Raw genomic sequence first — 6,265 nt, 5'->3', positions numbered from 1 at the left:
GCGCTCCCCACCGACCCGCCGCCAGGCGAGCCGTGCGAGGACCGCATGCGCCGCCGCGTGGCTGACGAAAGCATCTGACTTGACTCAATTCACCGATCTCGCCCTCGCCAAACCGCTGCTGAAGGCGCTGACCGACAAGGGCTACACCACGCCCACCCCGATCCAGGCGCAAGCCATCCCGCTGGTGATGTCGGGCCGCGACCTGCTGGGCATCGCCCAGACCGGCACCGGCAAGACCGCCGCCTTCGCCCTGCCGATCCTGCACCGCCTGGCCGAAGACAAGAAGCCGGCCCCGCGCCGCGGCTTCCGCTGCCTGGTCCTCTCCCCGACCCGCGAACTGGCGACGCAAATCGCCGAAAGCTTCCGCGACTACGGCAAGCACATGGGCCTGACCGTCGCCACCATCTTCGGCGGCGTGAAGTACGGCCCGCAGATGAAGGCCCTGGCGGCCGGCGTCGACGTGGTCGTGGCCACCCCGGGCCGCCTGATGGACCACCTGGGCGAAAAGTCCGCTCACCTGAACGGCGTCGAGATCTTCGTCCTCGACGAAGCCGACCAGATGCTGGACCTGGGCTTCGTGGTGCCGATCCGCAAGATCGCCTCGCAACTGCCCAAGGAACGCCAGAACCTGTTCTTCTCGGCCACCATGCCCAGCGAAATCGGCAAGCTGGCCGGCGAGCTGCTGAAGAACCCGGCCCAGGTGGCGATCRCCCCCTCGGCCACCACGGTCGAGCGCATCGACCAGTCGCTGATCTACATCGAAGCCCAGCGCAAGCGTCCGCTGCTGGCCGAACTGCTGGCCGACAAGAGCGTCGAGCGTTCGATCGTCTTCACCCGCACCAAGCGCGGCGCCGACCGGGTGGCCAAGTATCTGGTCGCTAGCGGCATCGAGGCCGCGGCCATCCACGGCGACAAGACCCAGGGCCAGCGCGAGCGCGCCCTGGCCGCCTTCAAGGCCGGCCAGGTCAAGGCGCTGATCGCCACGGACATCGCCGCCCGCGGCATCGACGTGAACGACGTCAGCCATGTGTTCAACTACGAGCTGCCCAACGTGCCGGAGTCCTATGTCCACCGCATCGGCCGGACCGCCCGCAAGGGCAAGGAAGGCATCGCCATCAGCTTCTGCGCCGATGACGAGCGTCCGCTGCTGAAGGACATCCAGAAGGCCACCCGCCAGACGATCCCGACCTTCGACCGTCGCAACGACAAGAACCTGGCGGCCGCCGCGGCCGTGGCCGACAAGCTGGCTCCGCCGGAGAAGTACGTCGATCCGCGCCGCGCCGACCCGCGCAACAACGTCCCGTCGGAACTGCGCCGCCAGCGCAACCGTCCGGCCAAGGGCGGCGGCAATGGCCAAGGCCAGGGCGGCAAGCCCAGCGGCCAGCCGAACCGCGGCCGCAACGGCGGCGGTCAGGGCGCCGGCCAGGCGCAAGCCCAGGGCCAGGCCCGCTCGGCCGGCGGCGACTTCCGCGGCCCCAAGCGCGCGGCCGCCCCGTCGGAACGCTGGAACCCGATCGACTAAGGTCGAGCGATCCTAGATCGACAAAGCAAAACGCCCGCCCCGGTCACCCGGGGCGGGCGTTTCTCGTTCTACGGAACCCTAGGCCTTGAGGAAGGCCAGCAGGTCCTTGTTGATGATCTCGGCATGCGTGGTGGCCATGCCGTGCGGCAGGCCCGGATAGGTCTTCAGCGTGCCCTTCTTCAGCAGCTTGATGCCCAGCAGGGCGCTGTCGGCGATCGGCACGATCTGGTCGTCCTCGCCATGCATCAGCAGCACGGGCACGTCGACGGTCTTCAGGTCGTCGGTGAAGTCGGTTTCCGAGAAGGCGGTGATGCAGTCGTAGTGGGCCTTGGCGCCGCCCATCATCCCCTGGCGCCACCAGTTCTCGATGGTGGCCGGCGAGACCTTCGCGCCCGGGCGGTTGTAGCCGTAGAACGGACCGGCCGCGACATCGTGGAAGAACTGGGCGCGGTTGGCGATCAGGGCGGTGCGGAAACCGTCGAACACCTCCTTGGGCAGGCCGCCGGGATTGGCCGCCGTCTTCAGCATGATCGGCGGCACGGCCCCGATCAGCACCACCTTGGCGACCCGGCCGGCGTCGGCCCGAGCGGCGTAGTGGATCGCCTCGCCGCCGCCGGTCGAGTGGCCGACGTGGATGGCGTTCTTCAGGTCCAGATGGCGGGCCAGGGCGATGACGTCGGCGGCGTAGGTGTCCATCTCGTTGCCGGTGTCGCTCTGGCTGGAGCGGCCGTGGCCGCGACGGTCGTGGGCGATGACGCGATAGCCCTGGCCGACGAAGAACATCATCTGAGCGTCCCAGTCGTCGCTGCTCAGCGGCCAGCCGTGGTGGAACACGATCGGTTGGGCGGTCCGAGGGCCCCAGTCCTTGTAGAAGATCTGCGTGCCGTCCTGGACGGTGACGAAGCCGCTGCCGGGGTTCGACTTGGCGCTGGAGGCCTTCGAGGTCGAAGTCTGGGCGGGCGTGGGGGCGGCTTCAGCGGACTGGGCGGCGAAGACCGCGGCGGCGGCGAGGCCGAGGCTGGTGGTCATCACGTGGCGGCGCGAGGCTTGGGGGGTCGACTGGCTCATCTGATGTCCCTTAGGATTGTTTCCGCGATATTTGTTATCGCGATAATGATATGGCTAAGGCGCCCGCGACGACCTGTCCAGCGAAATCTTTATCGCGATATCCTTTTTCGTGGTATGTAACTGGGGAGGGTGTTTTCGCCCGCGAGGACCATCGCCGTGCCTATCCCGTTGGACGACCAGATCTGCTTCACCCTCTACGCCACCAGCATGGCGATCACCCGCACCTACAAGCCGATGCTGGACGCGATGGGCATCACCTATCCGCAGTACCTGGTGCTGAGCGTGCTGGGCGAGACCGATGACGCCAGCGTCGGGGCGATCGCCCAACGCCTGGCGCTGGAGTCCAGCACGATCACCCCGCTGGTGAAGCGCCTGGAGCAGGCCGGCCTGGTCGCCCGCCAGCGCAGCACGGTGGACGAGCGCCAGGTGCGGGTCAGGCTGACCGAGACCGGCCGGGGCCTGCTGAACCAGTGCGACTGCCTGGGCCAGACCCTGGTGTCCAAATCGGCCATGACCCTGGACCAGCTCGACGCTCTCAACCACCAGGTCCAGGCGCTGCGCGCGGCGCTGGTGGAGGGCTGACGCCCCCTCCGTCACGCCGCTTCGCATCGCGACGGAGGGGGCGTCCAGCAACGGCCAAAGAAAAACGCCCGCCCCGGTTTCCCAGGGCGGGCGTTTCCAGATCATCGAGCGCTCAGGCTCTAAACCAGCGTCCCGTGGCAGTGCTTGAATTTCTTGCCCGACCCACACGGGCACGCGCCGTTGCGGGCGGTGTATTCCCAGCCTTCCGGCAGGACCGAGACCGGCAGGGCTTCGCGCTGCTCGGGCGACAGGCCCTCGGGCAGGGCGCCGGCCGTGGCGGCGTTCTCACCGGTCAGTGGATCAAGGTGAACCTCGGTCAGACCTTCCGGCGAATGCAGCGGCTCGGGTTCGGCATAGGCGATCTCGACCGTCATCAGCCAGCGGGTGGTGTTGGTCCGCAGGTCGCCCAGCAGCTTCTCGAACAGCGAGAAGGCCTCGGTCTTGTACTCGTTCAGCGGATCGCGCTGGCCGTAGCCGCGCAGGCCGATGACGTTGCGCAGGTGGTCCAGATGCATCAGGTGCTCGCGCCACTGCAGATCGATCATCTGCAGCAGGAAGTTCTTCTCCACCGAGCGCATCTGCTCGGGGGTGATGATCACTTCGCGCTCGGCGGCGTAGGCGTCGGCGGCCTTGTTCAGGCGCTCGCGCATCTCCTCGTCGCCGAAGCCTTCCTCGGCGGCCCATTCCTTCAGCGGCAGGGTCAGGCCCAGGATCGCCTGGACGCGCTCGTCCAGCCCCTCGATGTCCCACTGCTCGGCATAGGCCTTGGGCGGCATGTAGCGGGCGACGAAGTCGTCGACCACGTCATGGCGCATCTCGTGGATGATGTCGGAGAGGTCGGTCGCCTCCATGAACTCCTGGCGCTGCTCGAACACGGCCTTGCGCTGGTCGTTGACGACATCGTCGTACTTCAGGAGGTTCTTGCGGATCTCGTAGTTCCGCTGTTCGACGCGCTTCTGGGCGGTGGCGATGGCGTTGTTCAGCCACTTGTGGGTGATCGCCTCGCCTTCCTGGACGCCGAAGGTGCGCATGATCGCGTCCAGGCGCTCGCCGGCGAAGATGCGCAGCAGGTCGTCTTCGCACGACAGGAAGAACTTCGAACGGCCCGGGTCGCCCTGACGACCCGTCCGGCCGCGCAGCTGGTTGTCGATGCGGCGGCTCTCGTGACGCTCGGTGCCCAGCACGAACAGGCCGCCGGCCGCGAGGGCCCGGGCCTTGGCGGCCGAGATCTCGATTTCCAGCTCGGCCTTCTGGGCCAGCTCGTCCTCGTGGGTCGGGGTGATGCCCAGGCCCTTCTGCTGCTGGCGCCAGTTGGCCAGGCGCATGTCGAGGTTGCCGCCCAGCTGGATGTCGGTGCCGCGGCCGGCCATGTTGGTGGCGATGGTCACCGCGCCGGGCACGCCCGCGTCGGCGACGATGCCGGCTTCCTGTTCGTGGAAGCGGGCGTTCAGCACCTGGTGCGGAATGCCCTTGCCGGTCTGGTGGACGATGTCGAAGGCGTCGTCGCCCAGCTTGGCCAGTTCCTTGTCGTCCTTGCCGGCGTGTTCCGCCTTGCGGACGCGCGACATCTCGACCTTGTAGTCATAGGTCGACAGCAGCTTGGACAGCTCTTCGGACTTCTCGATCGACACCGTGCCGACCAGGATCGGCTGGCCGTGGGCGTGGCAGTGGGCGATCTGCCGCAGGATCGAGTCGTTCTTCTCGCGCTCGGTGCGATAGACCTCGTCGTCGTCGTCGATGCGCAGGACCGGACGGTTGGTCGGGATCTCGCTGACGCCCATCTTGTAGATGTCGTCGAATTCCTGGGCCTCGGTGGCGGCGGTGCCGGTCATGCCGGCCAGCTTGCCGTAGAGGCGGAAGTAGTTCTGGATGGTCACCGAGGCCAGGGTCTGGTTCTCGGGCTGAACCTGGGCGCCTTCCTTGGCCTCGATGGCCTGGTGCAGACCTTCCGACAGGCGGCGACCGGTCATCATGCGGCCGGTGAACTCATCGATCAGGATCACCTCGGCGTCCTTGACGATGTAGTCCTTGTCGAGCGTGTAGAGCACGTTGGCGCGCAGGGCCTGGTTGACGTGGTGCACGACCGAGATGTTGGCGGCGTCGTAGAGGCCGGCGGTGTCCTCGGCCAGGTGGCCGCCCGCCATCAGGATCTCTTCGATGCGCTCCTGGCCTTCCTCGGTGAGGATGACCTGCTTCTGCTTCTCGTCGTGATCGTAGTTGGTCTTGTCCTTGATGAGCTCCTTCACCAGGACGTCGATGGTCTTGTAGAACTCGCTGCGATCCTCGGTCGGACCCGAGATGATCAGCGGCGTGCGGGCTTCGTCGATCAGGATCGRGTCCACTTCGTCGACGATGACGTAGTGGTGGCCGCGCTGGACCATTTCCTCGACGCTGTAGACGAGGTTGTCGCGCAGGTAGTCGAAGCCGAATTCGTTGTTGGTGCCGTAGGTGATGTCGCTGCGGTAGGCGCGCTGACGTTCGCCCTGGCTGAGGCCGTTGACGATCACGCCGTACGACAGGCCCAGGAAGTTGTGGATCTGGCCCATCCACTCGGCGTCGCGCTTGGCCAGGTAGTCGTTCACGGTGATGACGTGGACGCCCTTGCCTTCCAGCGCGTTGAGATAGGTGGGCAGGGTGGCGACCAGGGTCTTGCCCTCGCCGGTGCGCATTTCCGAGATGCCGCCGGTGTGCAGGACCATGCCGCCCACCATCTGGACGTCGAAGTGGCGCATGCCCAGCACGCGCTTGCCGGCCTCGCGGACCACGGCGAAGGCTTCGGGCAGCAGGCTGTCGAGGGTTTCGCCCTTGGCCAGGCGGGCCTTGAACTCTTCGGTCTTGGCCTTCAGGGCCTCGTCGGACAGGGCGGCGTATTCCGGCTCCAGGGCGTTGATCTTCGCCACTTGGGCGGACATCGCCTTGACCTTGCGTTCGTTGGAAGAGCCGAAGAACTTTTTGGCGAAGCCGAGCATGAATACGGGATCCGGAGTGGTGTCTGTGAGGCCGGCGCTAGGGCTTGAAGGCCTTCACTACGGTAAAATGGGGGCGAAGACGCCAGCGGAAACTAGTGTCTAGAGCGCGCGCGGAGACTTAAGC

General features: G+C 66.7%; 4 protein-coding genes. 2 read left to right on the top strand and 2 right to left on the bottom strand.

What is annotated here, in order from left to right; all coding sequences use genetic code 11:
• Positions 1–79 precede the first annotated feature (79 nt).
• Positions 80–1,522: a DEAD/DEAH box helicase gene (locus AC1DZ6_RS16750; RefSeq protein ID WP_477098277.1), complete on the top strand. Its 1,443-nt coding sequence runs from the start codon at positions 80–82 to the stop codon at positions 1,520–1,522.
• Positions 1,523–1,600: 78 nt separating this feature from the next.
• Here AC1DZ6_RS16750 and AC1DZ6_RS16745 read toward each other — a convergent pair whose 3' ends face one another.
• Positions 1,601–2,590 carry an alpha/beta fold hydrolase gene (locus tag AC1DZ6_RS16745; RefSeq protein ID WP_477098276.1) on the bottom strand — a complete coding sequence of 330 codons (990 nt, stop codon included), beginning with the start codon at positions 2,588–2,590 and terminating at the stop codon, positions 1,601–1,603.
• A 156-nt stretch (positions 2,591–2,746) separates the two neighbouring features.
• On the opposite strand from AC1DZ6_RS16745, the gene AC1DZ6_RS16740 reads away from it, so the two are divergent.
• Positions 2,747–3,172: a MarR family winged helix-turn-helix transcriptional regulator gene (locus tag AC1DZ6_RS16740; protein WP_477098275.1), complete on the top strand. Its 426-nt coding sequence runs from the start codon at positions 2,747–2,749 to the stop codon at positions 3,170–3,172.
• A 119-nt stretch (positions 3,173–3,291) separates the two neighbouring features.
• Here the strand turns inward: AC1DZ6_RS16740 and secA are convergent, their stop codons facing one another.
• Positions 3,292–6,141: a preprotein translocase subunit SecA gene (secA, locus tag AC1DZ6_RS16735; protein ID WP_477098274.1), complete on the bottom strand. Its 2,850-nt coding sequence runs from the start codon at positions 6,139–6,141 to the stop codon at positions 3,292–3,294.
• Between the last annotated feature and the right edge of the window lie 124 nt (positions 6,142–6,265).

It is taken from the genome of Caulobacter sp. P1_B12_2 (genome assembly GCF_056406675.1).
The sequence above is the reverse complement of the archived record's forward strand: the minus strand, read 5'-3'. Positions and strand labels throughout refer to the sequence as shown.